At 60.7% G+C, this 17,493-nt stretch carries 12 protein-coding genes and 1 tRNA gene; 5 read left to right on the plus strand and 8 right to left on the minus strand.

The features are described 5' to 3' along the window. The first annotated feature begins 24 nt into the window (after positions 1-24). From M0412_RS09720 to moaB, 3 genes are read left to right on the plus strand one after another with little or no spacing between them, the layout of a single operon-like run. Complete coding sequence (locus tag M0412_RS09720; RefSeq protein WP_161991323.1) at positions 25-1,920, plus strand: tetratricopeptide repeat protein; 1,896 nt, start codon at positions 25-27, stop codon at positions 1,918-1,920. Between the two features lie 6 nt (positions 1,921-1,926). Further along, positions 1,927-2,811, plus strand: coding sequence for a 4-(cytidine 5'-diphospho)-2-C-methyl-D-erythritol kinase (locus M0412_RS09725; protein WP_142841214.1), 885 nt, complete (start codon positions 1,927-1,929; stop codon positions 2,809-2,811). A 10-nt stretch (positions 2,812-2,821) separates the two neighbouring features. Continuing rightward, entirely contained in the window at positions 2,822-3,367 is a 546-nt protein-coding gene (gene moaB, locus M0412_RS09730; RefSeq protein ID WP_142841212.1) for a molybdenum cofactor biosynthesis protein B, read from the plus strand. Between the two features lie 246 nt (positions 3,368-3,613). On the opposite strand, the gene M0412_RS09735 is transcribed toward moaB, so the two are convergent. The 5 genes from M0412_RS09735 to M0412_RS09755 form a co-directional block, all read right to left on the minus strand. Continuing rightward, entirely contained in the window at positions 3,614-4,489 is an 876-nt protein-coding gene (locus tag M0412_RS09735) for a dienelactone hydrolase family protein (RefSeq protein ID WP_142841210.1), read from the minus strand. A 121-nt stretch (positions 4,490-4,610) separates the two neighbouring features. Further along, positions 4,611-5,639 (minus strand): alcohol dehydrogenase AdhP, encoded by a 1,029-nt coding sequence (adhP, locus tag M0412_RS09740; RefSeq protein ID WP_110755438.1) that lies wholly within the window; start codon positions 5,637-5,639, stop codon positions 4,611-4,613. A gap of 149 nt (positions 5,640-5,788) precedes the next feature. Continuing rightward, a complete protein-coding gene (locus M0412_RS09745) occupies positions 5,789-6,190 on the minus strand; it encodes an MAPEG family protein (RefSeq protein ID WP_161991334.1) in 402 nt (133 codons plus the stop codon). 113 nt (positions 6,191-6,303) lie between these two features. Continuing rightward, complete coding sequence (guaB, locus tag M0412_RS09750; protein WP_142841206.1) at positions 6,304-7,809, minus strand: IMP dehydrogenase; 1,506 nt, start codon at positions 7,807-7,809, stop codon at positions 6,304-6,306. Between the two features lie 284 nt (positions 7,810-8,093). Then, positions 8,094-9,095, minus strand: coding sequence for an MBL fold metallo-hydrolase (locus tag M0412_RS09755; RefSeq protein ID WP_269698861.1), 1,002 nt, complete (start codon positions 9,093-9,095; stop codon positions 8,094-8,096). Positions 9,096-9,304: 209 nt separating this feature from the next. Between M0412_RS09755 and M0412_RS09760 the strand changes: the two genes are divergently transcribed. Beyond that, on the plus strand, positions 9,305-10,702 hold the full coding sequence (locus M0412_RS09760) for an MDR family MFS transporter (RefSeq protein ID WP_142841204.1): 1,398 nt from the start codon (positions 9,305-9,307) through the stop codon (positions 10,700-10,702). Here the strand turns inward: M0412_RS09760 and M0412_RS09765 are convergent, their stop codons facing one another. The 3 genes from M0412_RS09765 to M0412_RS09775 all read right to left on the minus strand — a co-directional run bounded on the left by M0412_RS09765 (position 10,703) and on the right by M0412_RS09775 (position 13,375). After that, the gene (locus M0412_RS09765; RefSeq protein WP_142841202.1) at positions 10,703-11,443 is read right to left on the minus strand and encodes an RlmE family RNA methyltransferase; all 741 of its coding nucleotides are present in this window, start codon (positions 11,441-11,443) and stop codon (positions 10,703-10,705) included. It lies immediately after the preceding gene. Further along, on the minus strand, positions 11,440-13,071 hold the full coding sequence (locus M0412_RS09770) for a Ppx/GppA phosphatase family protein (RefSeq protein WP_161991322.1): 1,632 nt from the start codon (positions 13,069-13,071) through the stop codon (positions 11,440-11,442). The genes M0412_RS09765 and M0412_RS09770 overlap by 4 nt, the downstream gene beginning before the upstream one ends. A 227-nt stretch (positions 13,072-13,298) precedes the next feature. Continuing rightward, positions 13,299-13,375: transfer RNA gene (locus tag M0412_RS09775), tRNA-His, on the minus strand. 314 nt (positions 13,376-13,689) lie between these two features. On the opposite strand from M0412_RS09775, the gene M0412_RS09780 reads away from it, so the two are divergent. Next, positions 13,690-17,442, plus strand: coding sequence for an ATP-binding protein (locus M0412_RS09780; RefSeq protein ID WP_269698617.1), 3,753 nt, complete (start codon positions 13,690-13,692; stop codon positions 17,440-17,442). Positions 17,443-17,493 lie beyond the last annotated feature (51 nt).

Consider the following 17,493-nt stretch of genomic DNA (forward strand, 5'->3'; position numbering starts at 1 on the left):
AAGCCATTCTATCGTGACCAAACAATGGAAACTGATTTTTCCGTGCATTCGCACAAAGGCAAAGGTTCCCTCATGCGGCGTAAACCAGCACTCCGTCTTCTCTGCAGCGCGGCTCTTGCCGCTGCTCTCGCAATCGGCGCGGGCGCAAGCCCCGGCCTTGCGGAGACAAAGGCGAAAACGGAAGAGAAGGCCGTTACGTTCGATCCGGCCAAGGTGAACACCTTCTCCGGCGCTTTCCTTGCCGGGCGCAATGCCGATGTCGATCAGGACTATCCCACCGCGATTTCGCTCTACAAGAAGGCGCTGGAATTCGATCCGGCCAATTCGGAAATCCGCCAGCGGCTGATGATCGCCGAACTTCTGAGCGGCAACTTCGAGGCTGGCGCCAAGATCGCCGATTCGATGAAGGACGATACGTCCGTCGAGCGGGTGACGACCATCGTGCGTGGCCTTGACGCCATCAAGGACAAGGAATTCACCAAGGCCGAGAAAATCCTGAAATATACCGGCCCGAACGATCTTGACCGCATGGTCAACACGCTTTTGACCGCATGGGCGCGTGCCGGTTCCGGCAAGCCGAAGGAAGCTTTGGCGCTTGTCAACAACATGAAGGGCCCGGGCTGGATTTCGATCTTCCAGAAATACAATGCGGCGGCCATCGCCCTTGTCAGCGGCAATATCGATGCGGCCCGCAAGAGCCTCAACGAAGCGGTGACGGATCGCGAAGGCGGCGCAACGGCGTCCGATACCTATATGCGCGCGGTGATGGCGCTGGCACGCCTCGAGGCTTCCGCCGGCAACAGGCAGAAGGCGCTGGACGCGATTGCGGTCGGCGATACTTTCGCGCCGAATTACGCGCCGTTGAAAGCGCTTCGCGAAGCAATCGAAAAGGGTGAGAAGCCGGAACAGCAGATCACCAATGCGGTGGAAGGCGCCGCCAGTGTCATGTTCTCGATTGCCGGGGCATTGAACCGTGAAGGCGCCGAGGAAATCGTCACGCTTTATCTGCAGACATCACGCGCGCTCGATCAGAAAAGCCCCGATACGCTTATTCTTCTCGGCGGGCTTGCTGAAGCCATGAAGCAGCCTGAACGCGCCATCGTGTTTTACCGCGATGTGCCGAAGGATTCGCCAATGTATCGCATCTCCGAGCTGCAGCTCGGACTGACGCTGGCGCAGACCGGCAAGGTGGATGAGGCGCGCCAGCACCTCAAATCCCTGCTCGAATCCGACCCGAAGGACGTTCGCTCCTACCTCGCTTATGGCAGCGTGCTTTCGGACGCCAAGGACTACAAGGCCATGGCCGAAAACTACGACAAGGCCATCGAGGTGATCGGTGCCGTGCCGCAGAAATCCGACTGGTCGGTGTTCTTCCAGCGCGGTATCGCCTATGAGCGCCTGAAGGAATGGGACAAGGCCGAACCGAATTTCAAGCGGGCGCTGGAACTGAACCCGGAACAGCCGCAGGTGCTGAACTATCTCGGTTATTCGTGGGTGGATAAGGGCATCAATCTCGACGAAGGCATGAAGATGATCAGCCGCGCCGTCGAGCTTCGCCCGAATGACGGTTATATCGTCGATTCGCTTGGCTGGGCGCATTATCGTCTCGGCGCTTTTGATGACGCGGTGACCGAACTGGAGCGGGCAATCGAACTCAAGGCCGGCGATCCGACCATCAACGACCATCTTGGCGACGCCTATTGGCGCGTGGGCCGCAAGATCGAAGCGGTCTACCAGTGGAACCGTGCGTTGATCGGCGACAGCGATGACGTGGACAAGGCCAAGGTGAAGGAAAAGATCGCCAACGGCCTGCCGCCTCTCGAAAAGGATGCCGAAAATACCGCCAAGAAGGACGTCGCGCCGCAACCGCCGGCTCCTCCGGCACCGGCTCCTGTGCCTGCCCCGGACAAGAAATCCTGATGCCGCATGCGTGTGCATGAGGTTTCCGGGGCGGCCGAGACCATCGAGGCGGCCCCGGCAAAAATCAATCTGGCACTGCATGTGACCGGCCAGCGGGCGGATGGTTACCATCTGCTCGAAACGCTGGTGACATTCACCGAGGCCGGCGACACCATTCGCATTCGTGACGCCGATACCGACACCCTCTCGATCTCCGGCCCTTTTGGCGATCTCCTGCGCACGGACGATGGCGGCGATAATCTCGTCACCCGCGCCCGGGACAGGCTGCGTGATGCGCTTGCGGCCACGGGTCAGTCAGGCCGTCCGGTTGCCATTCACCTCGAGAAGAACCTTCCGGTCGCCTCCGGCATCGGCGGCGGTTCGGCCGATGCGGCGGCGACGCTGCGGGCGTTGTTGCGACACTGGCAGGTTACGATTGAGCCGGAAAGGCTGGCATCGCTCGCGCTCACACTCGGCGCGGATGTGCCCATGTGCCTTGAAAGCCGGCCCCTCATCGCACGCGGCATTGGCGAGGAGATCGAACCGGTCTCCGATCTGCCCTGCCTGTTTCTGGTTCTCGCCAATCCGCTGAAAGCCGTCGCGACACCGGATATATTCCGACGCCTGCAAAACAAAACCAATCCCCGCCTGCCGGCACATGCGACAATTGGCTGGGTGGATTTTCTGGCGCAAAGCCGCAACGATCTGCAACCGCCCGCGCAGACATTGCTGCCGGAGATCGGCGAGATCATCGGCATGCTGTCACAGGAAGGTGCCGCGCTTGTCCGCATGTCCGGTTCGGGTGCGACCTGCTTTGGGGTTTTCCATTCCTTCGATGCCGCCTGCAAGGCGGAAACATCGCTTCGGAAGAAACGCCCCGGCTGGTATCTTCAGGCGACTAGAACCATTTGAGGATTAGGTCATGGCAGGCGAAAGACCATTCATTCCCCTCGGCATTGCGGTTTTGACCGTGTCGGACAGCCGCACGCTGGAGAATGACAAATCCGGCGATACCCTCGTTGCAAGGCTTGAGGAAGCGGGACACCGCCTCGCCGCCCGCGCCATCGTGCCGGATGACCGGCAAGCCATTTTCAACACGGTGCGGGACTGGACGCTTGCCACCGGCGTAGACGTGGTGATCACCACCGGCGGCACCGGCTTTACCGGCCGCGACGTGACGCCCGAGGCGCTGGAACCGCTGTTCGAAAAGCGCATGGACGGTTTTTCCGCGCTTTTCCATCGCATTTCCTATGACAAGATCGGCACCGCCACCATCCAGTCACGCGCAACCGGCGGCGTGGCGAACGCCACCTTTATTTTCGTGCTGCCCGGCTCACCGGGTGCCTGCAAGGATGCCTGGGACGGCATTCTGAAAGCCCAGCTCGATTATCGCCACCTGCCCTGCAATTTCGTGGAAATCATGCCGAGGCTGGATGAACATTTGAAGCGTGGGGGTGGTGGGGTTTAGAGCATCCCCTGAGATTGGACCAAAGGTGCGTGGGGCTTCACCACCCTCTGCCCTGCCGGGCATCTCCCCCTCAAGGGGGGAGATCGACTCGCGGCTAGGTCTAGACAATCTCAACGTTGAGAGTGAAGTGGCGGTAGCCCCTCCTGCCGATCTCCCCCCTTGAGGGGAGATGCCCGGCAGGTCAGAGGGGGTAAAGCCCCACGCGCCCTTGATAATGACCAACATCCTGCGCCGCCAAAAACCCAATCACGCCAGATATTTCTTGAAAAACTCCACCGTCCGCCCCCAGGCGAGATCGGCGGCCGCCTTATCATATCGCGCCGAGGACGTATCGTTGTTGAAGGCATGGTTGACGCCGTCATAGACGAAAATCTCAAAGGTCTTGCCGTTTTCCTCCAGTGCCTTCTTATAGGCATCGATACCGGCATTGATACGTTCATCGAGACCCGCATATTGCAAAAGCAAGGGCGCCTTGATGGCTGGCACGTCGGCCGCCGGGGCCTGCTGGCCGTAATAGGCGACGCCGGCATTGAGGCCGGCCGATTTGGTGGCGAAACGGTTGACCAGCCCGCCGCCCCAGCAGAAGCCGACCGCGCCGACCTTGCCGTTGGCCCCCTGCCTTGCCGCAAGCCAGACCCGGCCCGCTTCGGCATTGGCGACGGTCGCGTCCATATCCAGGCCGCTGAACATCTGCCGCGCCTTCTCCTCATCCGGGGGCGTGCCGCCCTGCGGCGAGAGGAAATCGACGGCCAGCGCCCGGAAACCGGCAAGCGCTACACGCCTTGCCACATCGCGGATATGGTCGTTCAGGCCTCGGTTCTCGTGGATGACGATGACGGAGCCGATCGGCCCCGATACCGATTTCGGCGTGACGAGATAACCCTTCATCTCACCACCCGGAGCGGGATAGGTCACGTCCTCCGCGACGATCCCCGCATCGTCAGGTGCGACGATGGCGGCGTGGGCGCTGTTGGCTGAAAGGAGCGGTGCTATGGCCGCCGCAGCCGCGCCCGAGCCGGCGAGCAAGGTGAGCTTTTCCATGAATTTGCGGCGGTCGAGGCTGAGATGGGTGTATTCATCGTAAGCGTCGATCATGGCCTGCGTAATCTTGGGCTTGTCCATCGCCTGTCCTCCTTGAACGCGGATGTGACGGGCAGGATAACGCAGATCGCCCTGCGGGGAACGCAGCGGGCGGCGGCGGCGCCACACTTTTGCGTGAGCGCCGCAGGCCCTGCCATTTGCTTCAGGCGGCGAGGTCCACGACGATACGGCCGTCGATCTTGCCCTCTTCCATGCGATGGAAGATATCGTTGATATTTTCCAGCTTGTCCCAGGAGAAGTGGGCGGCCACCTTGCCTTCACCGGCGAAGGTCAGCGCCTCCTCCAGATCCTGGCGTGTGCCGACAATGGAGCCACGCACCGTGATGCGCTTCAACACCGTGTCGAACACCGGAATGGAGATGAAGCCCGGCGGCAGGCCGACAAGCGCCATGGTGCCCTTGGAGCGCAGGAAGCCATAAGCCTGCTCCATGGCCTTCGGCGAAACCGCCGTCACCAGCGCGCCGTGGACACCACCGGTTGCCTTCTGCACCTGCTCCACCGCGTCAGGCGCACGGCCGTTGACGGTGACATCGGCTCCGAGTTTTTTCGCAAGCGCCAGCTTGTCATCGAAAATATCAGCGGCAACGACATGCATGCCCATGGCCTTGGCATATTGCACGGCCATGTGACCAAGGCCGCCAATGCCTGAAATGACCACCCATTCACCGGGCCTGACTTCGGTTTCCTTCAGACCCTTATAAACGGTGACGCCGGCGCAAAGCACGGGTGCGGCCGGGCCAAAATCGAGATTATCCGGCAGGCGGCCGACAAATTTCGGATCGGCAAGGCCATATTCGGCAAAGCTGCCATTAACGGAATAACCGGAGTTCTTCTGGCTCGGGCACAAGGTTTCCCAGCCGGTGCGGCAGGGGATGCAGCAGCCGCAGGCGGTGTAGAGCCAGGGCGTGCCGGCGCGGTCACCTTCCTTGATGCCGGTGACGCCAGCGCCGATTTTTGCGACATAACCGGCACCTTCATGGCCGGGAATGAAGGGCGGGTTGGGTTTGACCGGCCAATCGCCCGTTGCGGCGTGCAGGTCGGTGTGGCAAACGCCCGTCGCCTTGTAGTTGATGAGAATCTCACCGGGGCCGGGATCCGGTATCGCCACTTCCTCGATGGTCAGCGGTTTCCCAAACGCGCGGACGACGGCTGCCTTCATTGTTTTTGCCATGACATACTCCTCAATCTCTGCTCGCCTGAAATCCTCGACGGCGGGCAGAGATTAGCGGGGATGGGGCGTCATGGAATTGACCCATCGCAAATCGGCTTATTTTGGAGGCGTCGACTGTCTCACTTATGGAGCAACCTGACGATGCTGTTTCATTCCAGAGCCAACCAGATGGCGAGCCAGCCCCACAGGCAGACCACAAGCGCAAAGCCGATGCCGAACAATGCTCCGCGCTGACGCAGGCGGTTGCTGGTGACATGAACATAGGAATGGGCGTAGCGCGAAAGCACGAACAGCCAGGCCAGCACGATGGTGACGATATTGTCCGCATCGGTGATGTAAAGCAGCAGGCAGGCGATGTGGAACAGGACAGGCAGTTCGAACTGGTTGGCGATATTGCGGTTCACCAGATAGCTCTCGCGCGCCTCTTCGCCCCGGTCGCGCAGCTTGATCGCCGATTCGCGATCCTTGAAGGTGTATTTGTTACGCCGAACGATCAGCAGGCCATAGAGCCAGAAAACGAGAAAGACATGGGCGATCATCGGCCAGAACATTGCGGTCGTTGGTGACATGCTTTCTCTCCCAATCGTGAAAACGCCCCCCGATCCGGCTGGAATCGGGGAGCGCCAAATACTCAGTCTATCTTTTACGGATTCGGTTCGAAAGATCAAACCGCGCCGGGATAGTTCGGGCTTTCGCGGGTGATCGTCACGTCATGGGCGTGGCTTTCACGCAGGCCCGCGCTGGAAATGCGCACGAAGGTGGCGCGTTCCTGGAATTCCTTGATGTTGCTGCCGCCGACATAACCCATGGCGGCCTTGAGGCCACCGGCCAGCTGGTGCAGAACGCCGGAGACCGGCCCCTTGTAGGGCACCTGACCTTCGATGCCTTCAGGCACGAGCTTCAGCGTATCGCGCACTTCCGCCTGGAAATAACGATCAGCCGAACCGCGGGCCATGGCGCCAACGGAGCCCATGCCGCGATAGGCCTTGAAGGAACGGCCCTGATAGAGGAACACTTCGCCCGGGCTTTCATCCGTGCCGGCGAGCAGTGAGCCGATCATGACGGCGGAAGCGCCGGCGGCGATGGCCTTGGCCAGATCGCCCGAGAACTTGATGCCGCCATCGGCGATGACGGGAATATCGGCAGCGTTGGCCGCTTCCACCGAAGCCATGACGGCCGCCAGCTGCGGCACGCCGACGCCAGCGACGATGCGCGTCGTGCAGATGGAACCGGGGCCGATACCGACCTTGACGGCGTCAGCACCGGCATCGATCAGCGCCTTGGTGCCATCGGCGGTCGCGACGTTGCCGGCGATGATGCGAACCGAGTTCGACATCTTCTTGACCTGCGAGACGGCATCCAGCACGCGCTGCGAATGGCCATGTGCTGTGTCAACGACCAGAAGGTCGACGCCGGCATCGATGAGGCGCTCGGCGCGCTCGATGGCATCGGCACCAACGCTGATGGCGGCGGCGGCGCGAAGGCGGCCCTGCGCATCCTTGGTGGCGTTGGGGTTCAGCTGCGACTTCTCGATATCCTTGACGGTGATGAGGCCGACGCAATTGCCCTTGGGGTCTACAACCAACAGCTTTTCGATGCGGTGCTTGTGCAGGAGCCGGCGCGCTTCCTGCTGATCGACGCTGCTTTCCTTGACCGTGACCAGGTTTTCGCGGGTCATCAGCTCATAGATTTTCTGCTGCGGATCGGAGGCAAACCGCACGTCGCGGTTGGTCAGAATGCCGACGAGGCGGCCGTTCTTGTGGCCGCCGGCACCGCCGTTTTCAACCACCGGAATGCCGGAAATGCCGTGCGCCTTCATCAAGGCCTGTGCTTCGGCAAGCGTCGCATCCGGGCCGATCGTGACCGGGTTGACGACCATGCCGCTTTCGAACTTCTTCACCTGCCGGACTTCTTCTGCCTGTTCGATGGGGGTCAGGTTGCGATGGATGACGCCGATGCCGCCGGCCTGGGCCATGGCGATGGCGAGACGGCCTTCGGTGACCGTATCCATGGCGGAAGACAGGATTGGCAGGTTGAGATCGATATCACGGGCGATGCGGGTGGCGATATTCGTCTGCCCCGGCATGACTTCGGAATGCCCGGGCTGCAGCAACACATCGTCAAATGTGAGAGCGTCCAAACCAGTGGGTGTTTGAATGATGCGTGCCATGACCAAATTCCTTCATACTGAAAATGCGTGGCCGTCCCGGAACGAAAAGTTCACCCCGGCGCCCTGCAAGGATTGCTTGGAAGTTGGCGAGGGCTGGTAACACGTTCATGACAGGAAGGGAATAGAAAAAACCCGGAATAACCTTCCGGGCTTTCTCTGTTGCTGCATTGCAGCAGATATTAAAGCGCGTCGTGTGGATCCCTGCTCCACAAGAAGCGCTTTAACTGCTTGTTTTTATGCATGTCATTATCGCAAAACCGCTTAACACTTTTGCGCGACATGCATTAGATGTCGAACTGGTAGGATTTCGGCACGAAACGATAACCCGTATCCAGCTTTTCCGCATAGCCAACGGACGGGAAAGGCATGTGATAGCCGAGGAAAGGCAACCGGTCAGTGGCGATCATGTCATAGACCTTCTTGCGGGTTGCAGCGGCCGCTGCCTTGTCCATGTCGAACTTCACCTCCCAGTCCGGCCTTTGCAGCGACAGGACGAAGTGGTTGGCGGTATCCGCCGTCAGGATCAGCGGCCTGCCTTCCGATTCGACACGGAATATCATGTGCCCCGGCGAATGGCCGAAGGCCGCAATGCCGGTGATGCCGGACACCACATTGTCGCCGTCACCGATGAAGGTTGTCTTTTCCGCCAGCGGCTTGACGTTGGCGACAACGCCCTTGTGCCCACCCTCGGCAGGTGTTCCGACCCGCTTCTCATCCGTCCAGAAATCATATTCCGCCTGGCCGACCACGTAACGCGCCTTTGAAAAGGCCGGCGCGCCCTTTTCCATCAGCCCGCCGATGTGGTCGCCATGCATGTGGGTCAGCACCACCACGGTCACGTCTTCCGGTGTGTAACCGGCCGCCGCCATGCCTTCAATCAGGCGGCCATTGCCGGCGCCACGGCCGGCCTCGCCGAAGCCCGTGTCGAACAGCACGAGGTCTGAGCCGGTATTGACGAGAACCGGCGAGAAGGAATTGACGAATTGCTCTTTAGGCAGAAAATTGTCTTCCAGCAATTTGCCGACCGTCTCTGCCGACTGGTCGGTGCCGAACGTCTCGCCCGGATTGGGTGCGGCGCGCGCGCCGTCCTTCACGACCAGCACCTCGAAATTGCCGAGCTTGAAGCGGTTGGTTTCCGGCGGCATGGCGTGTTTTATCTCCATGGAGGTCTGTGGCTGATTGGTCTGGGCCGTTGCGGTGCGCGCCATCAACAGCGGCGCGCCGAGGACGGTTGCGCCGGCCGCACCGATGAGGCCGCGTCTGCTCATGCTCAAGGATTGGGTCATCATCTTGTCTCCGATTTCGCCAACTGGCCGTTATCACCAACTGAACTCACCCAACGGACAATAGAGCGAGAAAGTTTCAAGAAAACCGGCCTCACGCAGGTTTGATCGGAGCGTTAGAAATAGACAATTAACATGTTGGCAAGCGGCCCCATCAGGCGTAGGAGGAACAAGCGACACCTTTGTCGCAGCGGAAAGCCGCAGGCAGCCCCATGAACCGCATCATCCCCCTCATCCTGGCAGTCGCTCTCTTTATGGAGCAGATGGACTCCACCGTCATCGCCACCTCGCTTCCGGCGATTGCAAAAGATCTCAATGTCGGACCGATCACGCTCAAGCTGGCGCTGACGGCCTATATGGTGGCGCTGGCGATCTTCATTCCCATCAGCGGCTGGATGGCCGACAAATACGGCGCGAAGAAAATCTTCCGTTTCGCCATCGGCGTTTTTGTCGTCGGGTCAATCTGTTGCGCGGTTTCGTCTTCGGTGTTCGAATTCGTCGTCTCGCGGTTCCTGCAGGGCATGGGCGGGGCGATGATGACGCCTGTCGGGCGCCTCGTGCTGCTGCGCACGACCAAGCGTAGTGAACTCGTTTCCGCCATGGCGTTGCTGACGATACCGGGGCTTGTCGGGCCGCTCACCGGCCCACCGATTGGCGGCTTCATCACCACCTATTTTTCATGGCACTGGATTTTCCTGATCAACGTGCCGATCGGCATCATCGGCATCTGGCTCTCGACCATCTTCCTGCCGGAAATCGAGACCACCAACCCGCCACCGATGGACGGCAAGGGGTTCGTGCTGTCAGGCATCGCCGCCTCGGGCGTGGTGTTCGGTGTGTCGGTGGTCAGCCTTCCGGCCCTGCCGCCGAGCATCGGTATCGCCTCGACGATCATCGGTTTCATCTGCGGATTTCTTTACATGCGCCACGCCGCGCGCCATCCCGCCCCCATTCTGGATTTTCGCATTTTCCAGAATGCGACGTTCCGGGCGGCCTCCGTCGGCGGCACAATCTTCCGCATTTCGACGGGCGCCATTCCCTTCCTGATGCCGCTGATGTTGCAGATCGGCTTCGGGCTCAATCCGTTCCAGTCGGGCATGATCACCTTTGCCGGCGCGATTGGCGCGATCACCACGAAATTCATGGCCAAGCGGGTGTTTGCGGCAACCGGGTTCAAGTCAACGCTGATCGGGGCCGGCATTGTCGGCGCCTGCACGACGCTTGCCAACAGCTTCTTCACGCCTGATACGCCCTACCCGCTGATCATGATCTTTCTGGTCACCGCAGGATTTGCCCGGTCGTTCTTCTTCACCGGATCGAACGCGCTCAGCTATTCCGATATCGAGGACAGCCAGGCCAGCCAAGCAACTTCAATGGCTTCGGTGCTGCAACAGATCAGCCTGGCGCTGGGCGTGGCTTTCGCCGCCTCCATTCTGGAAGTCAGCAGCATGATGTCCGGCACGCATCTGCAACTTGCCGATTTCCACATCGCCTTCACCATCGTGGCGCTGGTGTCGCTGTTCGCCGTCGTGCCGATCATCCGCATGGACGCACAGGCAGGCGCGGCCGTCTCCGGCCACCGCGGCAAGGTTTCGCAACCGGCGGAGTGATCAGTCTTCGGCAGCCTCTTGTGCGTCCGCATCGACAGCGGGCTCGTTCTTGCGGCCCTTGAAGTGCTTGGCAAGCAGGAACATCTCGACCGATTCCGAGCGTGACGAGGCAGGCTTGATGTGCAGGACCTGCTTGAAGTTCTTCTTCAGCATGTCCAGCAGCGCCTTTTCCGTGCCGCCCTGGAAGGTCTTTGCCAGGAAATGGCCGCCTTCCGCCAACACCTGAACGGCGAAATCGGCTGCGACTTCGCACAGATGCATGGTGCGGATGTGGTCGGTCTTCTGGTGGCCCGTGGTTGGTGCCGCCATATCCGACAAGACAAGATCGGGCGTGCCGCCGACAGCTTCCATCAGCTGGTCCGGTGCGGTCGGGTCGAGGAAGTCGAGCTGCAGGATCTTCACGCCGGGGATAGGATCGATTTCGAGGAAATCGATGGCTGCGACGCGAATATCGTCCTCGGTGGAATCGGTCACCTTGGAGGCGATCTGCGACCAGCTTCCGGGTGCGGCGCCAAGGTCGATGATGCGGGTCGCACCCTTCAGAATCTGATGCTTGTCGTTGATTTCCAAAAGCTTGAAGGCGGCGCGGGCGCGATAACCTTCAAGCTTCGCACGCTGCACATAGGGGTCATTGATATGACGCTCCAGCCAGCGGCGCGACGAGGCCTTGAGCTTGGTCTTCTTGACCTTCTGGCCGATCTTTCGGCCGGTACGATTGGTGCTTGTCGGCGCCTTGCTCATGTCAAACCTTCCGTTCTGTCCTGCCGTACCATCTGCATGCGCCTTATGCGGTTACGCCGCCATGCGCCGTCATCCGCCATCATATCCGTCAAAAGCCCTTCGCGCAGGCCACGATCTGCCACCCGCATGCGGCGTGACGGCCAGCGGCGGCGAATGGCCTCAAGAATGGCGCAACCCGCCAGAACCAGATCGGCCCTGTCAGGACCGATGCAGGCATTGGCGGCGCGACCGGCGAAATCCCATGCGAGCAACTTATCCTGCATCGCGGTCACCTCGGCGTCGGACAGCCAGAGGCCATCCACCTTGCGGCGATCATAGCGCGGCAGATCGAGATGGACACCCGCAAGCGTCGTCACCGTGCCGGATGTTCCGATCAGGTGGAAATCCTCGTGATGCAAATGCGGCGCCAGTGGCGGGCAATGGAACGCATCCAGCAGCCCTTCGACCTCCCGCACCATGGCGGCAAAGACATCGGGCGTCACATCACGGCCGCCGTGGCGTTCCGAGAGCGTGACGACGCCGACCGGCAGCGAGGTCCAGTGGGTGATGTGGTTGGCAAGCCGGTTCGAGCGGTTTTCACCGACCTTGATGACGGCGATTTCCGAAGATCCGCCGCCAATATCGAACAGCACAACGGAGCGCGCTTCCCGCCCGACAAGCGATGCGCAGCCAGAAACCGCAAGCCGGGCTTCCGTCTCGCGGCTGATGATTTCAAGTTTCAGCCCCGTTTCCCGCGTAACACGCGCCAAAAACTCCTCGCCATTGGAGGCGGCACGGCAGGCTTCGGTGGCGATCAACCGCATGCGCCTTATCGGGCGGCCGGAAAGTTTCGCCGAGCAGACCTTCAGAGCCTCGACGGCGCGATCCATCGCGTCATCGGAAAGCCGGCCGCTGGATACCAGCCCCTCGCCCAGCCGGACGATGCGTGAAAAGGCATCAACGACCCGGAACTGGCCGGGACGTGTGGGCTGCGCGATCAGCAGGCGGCAATTATTGGTGCCGAGATCGAGCGCCGCATACATATCCGCCGGCGTGTCCTGGCCATGCTCGTGCTGGCGGCCCGCCTGACGTGCGGAATCCAGTTGCTGGCGGTGCGGCTCCTGGGAAGCCCCGTTGGCGCGCCCGTTCTGCTTGCCGATATGTCTCGGTGCCTGGGAAGGAACCAGCGGGCGGCCCTGCGGATCACGACCACGCGGATCGCGATGAGCCCGCTTGCGGTTGCGCGACTTGCGAACACCACCGGGCGGTGCTGAGGATGGATTGGTGGCGTCCGTTACAATTGGAGCCTGCGCCTGCTCACCAGATGCAGGCACACTCTGCTGGGAGGACGTGCCTTTGCCGCGAGAACGCCGCCGGCGCTTTCTCTTGCGCGGTTCGGCATCCGGCTCGAGAGCCGACACGTAGGGAGAACCGGCCGGAACATCCGCGGCAACATCATGCGACAGCACAGCGGCGTCACGGGGCTTCCCGTCACGCTTGTGTTTCTTGCCACGACGGGATCGCTTCGCTTTCCCTTTGTTCGCCACCGATGCCCCTTGGTCCGACGGCTTTGGGCCGTTTCCGGGGTCGATCACTGTCTTGTCCATTTCGCCGCGCACAAGCGAAGACGCTATGCTGCTGGCTTTCATAAGGTTTCGTTGGGCAGACAATACCAGTGCAAGAGATTTTAGCCAAATGGTTTTTCCCGCACCGAAAACGGCAAGGGTTCACATGCGACAAAAAAGGCGGGCGCGACGGCCACAATCGCTGTGATTATTTTCGGCGACTTTCAAAACCGGGATATCAGACTGGGAGAAAAATTACTCCCATCTCCCGGTAAGTCCTTGTAGCATTTGAACTTATCGGGAGAAGGGAATGGTACGGTTGAGTGGGGTCGAACCACCGACCTCAGGTGCCACAAACCTGCGCTCTAACCAACTGAGCTACAACCGCACATGAAACGCCGAAGCGGCGTCACGGGGGGTGACATAAAAGGTGTTTCCCCCATTTGCAAGTGCCTCAGTGAATTTTGCGAAAAAAGGCATCGAAAGGCAAGCGCTTTCATTGCGCCGAGACGGATAACGGGCGAAGGCGAGGCCTGTTCATGTTAACTCTGTTTGGCGATTCATCCACCGGATGGTGGACCCCGCCGGCCTGTGAAGTTATTTAAAATTCTGTTAACGTGGTGCCATAGCGGGTTTACCTTTCAGCTTCATGAGGAGGCTGAAAAGCCCGCAAGGTCCGGTAGTGCCAGAATAGGTTTCGACATGCCCGCCGTCCAGTATCCCTTTATCGATATAGCAGTGCATGAACGGGTGCGTGAAGGTTTCGGGCGCGGCGAGGCGATGGCTTTGTTCTCGCTCGACCTTCAGAGTGCCCTTTGGGCCAACGGCCGGGGTGCGGCTTTGTTCGGCACGCCGATGGTTTACGATTTTCTGGAACAGGGGCCGAAGCGGCAGGATGTGACCTTCCGGCAGCTGGCGGCAACGGCGGCGCGGCTTTCCCGGGCAGGCGACAGCCTGCCGTTTACCATCCGCATCAATGCCGGTTTCCGCAGCATTGCCGTGACCGCCAAGGCGGAAATCATTGAAGCAGAACCGGGCCAGCCCGCAATACTGTTTTCCGCCCTTACCGATCAAACCGCACCTGACACGGCGGAATGCGCCCGGCGCATGATCGAAGGTTTTGACGACCCCGATATTCATATGGCGGTTCTGAATGGCGAGAACGAGATTATAGCTGCTTCGCCGCGCTTCTCGTCACTGGGTATTACGCCGCATACGGCAAGGACGCTGGTGCGCATGGCCGCGGGCCAGTCCGGTCATCTCGTCAAGCGTCCCGTGCCAACAGGCAAGGGTTATCTGCCGGCGGCTACCGGCCAGATCACGGCGTCGCCCGAACTCAACCTGATGTTCGTGGTCGAGACCGCGCTTGGTACGCTCGATCCTGTCAATGGGTTTGCTGAAGACAAGCCGCAGGAAACCCCGGCTGCCGTTCAGCCAGATTTGCCAGTTGCGGAGGCCGCACCTGTTGTCGCAGAAGCAGCCTCCTTTGATTCCGTGCTTGATGCCGTTGCCGGTATCGAGGATGTGGAGGACGTGCCGGAACTGCCCGTCGATGGCGAAGACGAGATTGTGACGGAACAGGAACTGGATGCCCTTCCCTTGCCGGCAGAAGAGCAGGCCGAGGCCCCGCTGGATATTCCTGTCGAAGATGCCGATGCGGCCGCGCATGAGGCCATGACCGACGATATTGCCGATCTCTTCGAACTCGATGCGGATGAGGCAGAGGCGCAGGTAATCGACCGTGCCGCCGGTCACGACCATGCTGAAGAGACATTGGCAGACGCTGAAAACGTACCAGCGGAAGAGATCACCGAAACCGTGACTGCGCAGGCAGCTGCGCCGGCGGCAGAGGAGATTCCGGCGGAAACGGAAGCCGCAGACGCAGCACCGGCTTTTGTTTTTAATGCCGGCGCGCGCGCCTCCCGTTTCGTCTGGAAAATCGATGCTGAAGGACGCTTCAGCTCGATTTCGCATGAATTCGCAGAAGCTGTCGGCGCAAAGGCGGCGGCTGTCGAGGGCATGGGCTTTGCCGATGTGGCCGCACTTTTCAACCTTGATCCGGATGGCAAGATTCGCGAACTTCTTAGCCGTCGCGACACATGGTCGGGCAAGACGATTTATTGGCCGGTGGAAGGCACTTCCCTGATGGTGCCAATCGACCTCGCCGCCCTGCCCACCTATACGCGCTCGCGCGAATTCGACGGTTTCCGTGGTTTCGGCATCGTGCGGCTTGCCGATGCCGCGCAAGATCCACATGCCACCGGCCTGACCTTCCTGGAAGGGGAAGAGGTTTTTCCGACCGAGACTTCGCCACAACCGGATGCCGAGGATGAAAGCCACGAATTGCTGGCGTTTATCGATGAGGATGACGTTGCCGAAGACGAAGCCGTTTCCGCCGGTGACGATGAGACCCCGACCGAATCTGGCGACACCACCGGCGAGGTGACGAACGAAGACCAGCGTCACGATGACAGCCAGGCGGAATTCGAAGCGCCGGTACCCGCTCCGGACGCCGAGCCTTCCTATTCCGACAAGGTCGTTCATCTGGAAGAGCGCCGCTCACGCTCCCGCGAGGGTCTGACCGCAGGCGAACAGGCCGCCTTCCGGGAAATCGGCCGGACACTTGCGCCCATCGACGCGCTTGCGGACGAGAGCCGCAAAGCGGACGAAGAGGTGCATTCCGCCGAGCCGGCTCCACAGTATAGCCGCGAAGATATCACGCCGGAAATCCCGGTGGACGAAACGCAGAATGTTCAAGAGGCTGCCAAGGCAACCGAAATGGCGGAAGAGGACGACCTTTTCGCTGACTATGTTCGCGGTGAGCGGCCGGCGGCTGCCCCGACACCGGCGACTGAAATAGACACCGGCGAAAAGGGAGACACCCCAACGGACCTGCAGCCGGCGGCTGATATTGCCGCTGCGATGGTCAGCCCTCCCCCTCGCCCCGCCGGCATACTGACGGCCGAGACGCTGGATCAGATGCCGGTGGCGCTTCTTGTCCATGCCGGCGACAGGCTGATCCACGCCAACCCGGATTTCCTGCGACTGACGGGCTACACCTCGCTTGAGGAGCTTCAGGACGTTGGCGGGCTGGAAGCGCTGCTGCAGCGGCAGGAGCTGGACGAGATGCCTGACAATGAGGGCGGCATGGTCGTGGTCAGTGCCGAAAACGACATCATTCCGGTCAAGGCGCGGTTACAGTCCATCCGCTGGGAAGAAACCAAGGCGCTGATGCTGTCGCTGGTTCCGCTGGAGGAAAAACAGACACCTGTTGCGGCAGCCAACGAAAATACGGCAGCGACAGCGGGTGCAGAAGCCGGCAGCGTTTCCGTGTTGCAGGGTGAAGTCGAGGAACTGCATTCCATTCTGGAAACCGCTACCGACGGCGTGGTGTTGCTGGGAGACAGCGGTGAAATCCGCTCGCTCAACCGTTCCGCCAGCGCGCTGTTCAACTATGACAATGGCGAAATCGCCGGAAAACCCTTCGTCACCCTGTTTGCGCATGAGAGCCAGCGCGCCGTGCTGGATTATCTCTCCGGCCTTGCCAATAACGGTGTGGCCAGCGTGTTGAATGATGGCCGCGAGGTGATCGGCCGCGAAGCATCCGGCGGGTTCCTGCCGCTGTTCATGACCATCGGGCGGCTTAAATCCTCGCATGGCTATTGCGCAGTCATTCGCGACATCACCCAGTGGAAGCGCACGGAAGAGGAACTCCGCAACGCCAAGCGCGCGGCGGAAACCGCCAATGCCCACAAGACCGATTTCCTGGCCCGCGTCAGCCATGAAATCCGCACACCGCTCAACGCCATTATCGGTTTTGCCGACATGATGGCGACCGAACGGTTCGGGCCGATCGGCCATCCGCGTTATGCGGAATATTCCAATGATATCGGCCGTTCCGGCCGGCATGTGCTCGACATCGTCAATGATCTGCTCGACATTTCCAAGATCGAAGCCGGACAGATGGATGTGGATTTCATCGCCGTGCCGCTGAACGAAACGGTGGCCGAAGCCGTCTCGCTGGTGCAGCCGCAGGCCAACAATCAGCGTGTCATCATCCGCACCGCACTGTCGCAATCCGTGCCGCATATCGTTGCCGACCTGCGCTCGATCAAGCAGATCGTGCTGAATATCCTGTCCAACGCCATCCGCTTCACGCCTTCCGGCGGCCAGATCGTGGTGTCTACGGCCTATGAGGCGAATGGCAGCGTCTCGCTGCGCATCCGCGACACCGGCATCGGCATGACGCGGGCGGAGCTGGAACAGGCCATGAAGCCATTCCGGCAGGTGGCCTCATCCAGCAAGCGCGTACGCGGCGACGGCACCGGGCTTGGCCTGCCACTGACGAAGGCGATGGTGGATGCCAACCGCGCAAATTTCTCCATCACCTCGACGCCGAATGAAGGCACGCTGGTGGAAATCACCTTTCCGTCGCAACGGGTTCTTGCCAACTGAGGTCATGCGGGCGTAGCAATGCGAAAGCCACCGGCGTAATGATCGCCGATC

Origin of the sequence: Agrobacterium sp. O3.4 (genome assembly GCF_041414895.1) — a bacterium.
GTDB lineage: Bacteria > Pseudomonadota > Alphaproteobacteria > Rhizobiales > Rhizobiaceae > Agrobacterium > Agrobacterium cucumeris.